Raw genomic sequence first — 1000 nt, forward strand, 5'->3', positions numbered from 1 at the left:
GGTTCTCCTCGGTGATGGCGATCAGCGCCTGCTCGACCTGCTCACCGCGCGCACGGGTCTGCTTCTCCATCGCGGAGCCGTCGGCCCAGTACGCCTCCAGGGCCGCGGTGGCGGTGACGAAGGCGGGGTTGTTGCCGCGGAAGGTGCCGTTGTGCTCGCCCGGCTCCCAGACGTCCAGCTCGGGCTTGAACAGGGTCAGCGCCATCGGCAGCCCGTAGCCGCTGATCGACTTGGAGACGGTGACGATGTCGGGCGTGATGCCGGCCTCCTCGAAGGAGAAGAACGCGCCGGTGCGGCCGCAGCCCATCTGGATGTCGTCGACGATCAGCAGCATGTCCTGGCGTTCGCACAGCTCGGCCAGGGCGCGCAGCCACTCGGGCCGGGCGACGTTGATGCCGCCCTCGCCCTGCACGGTCTCGACGATCACGGCGGCGGGCTTGTTGAGGCCGGAGCCCTGGTCCTCCAGGAGCCGCTCGAACCACAGGAAGTCCGGGACCTGGCCGTCGAAGTAGTTGTCGAACGGCATCGGCGTGCCGTGCACCAGCGGGATGCCGGCGCCGGCCCGCTTGAACGCGTTGCCGGTCACGGCGAGCGAGCCCAGCGACATGCCGTGGAAGGCGTTGGTGAACGACACGATGGCCTCGCGCCCCTTCACCTTCCGGGCCAGCTTCAGCGCGGACTCCACGGCGTTGGTGCCCGTCGGGCCCGGGAACATGACCTTGTACGGCAGGTCGCGCGGACGCAGGACGTAGTTCTGGAAGGACTCCAGGAACGCGCGCTTGGCCGTCGTCGACATGTCGAGGCCGTGGGTGACGCCGTCGCGCTCCAGGTAGTCGATCAGGGCCCGTTTCAGCACGGGGTTGTTGTGCCCGTAGTTGAGTGAGCCGGCTCCGGCGAAGAAGTCCAGGTACTCATGGCCGTCCTCGTCGTACATGCGGCTGCCGTGCGCACGGTCGAAGACGGTGGGCCAGCCGCGGCAGTAGCTGCGCACCTCGGACTC

The 1000-nt window shown here is 68.7% G+C and carries 1 protein-coding gene; it reads right to left on the reverse strand.

Annotated features, from left to right (window positions below; translation table 11 throughout):
• The coding region (ectB, locus tag ADK41_RS04340) for a diaminobutyrate--2-oxoglutarate transaminase (protein ID WP_030837536.1) at window positions 1–1000 on the reverse strand (1000 nt) is incomplete at both ends.

The organism is Streptomyces caelestis (assembly GCF_001279005.1).
Lineage (GTDB): Bacteria > Actinomycetota > Actinomycetes > Streptomycetales > Streptomycetaceae > Streptomyces > Streptomyces heliomycini.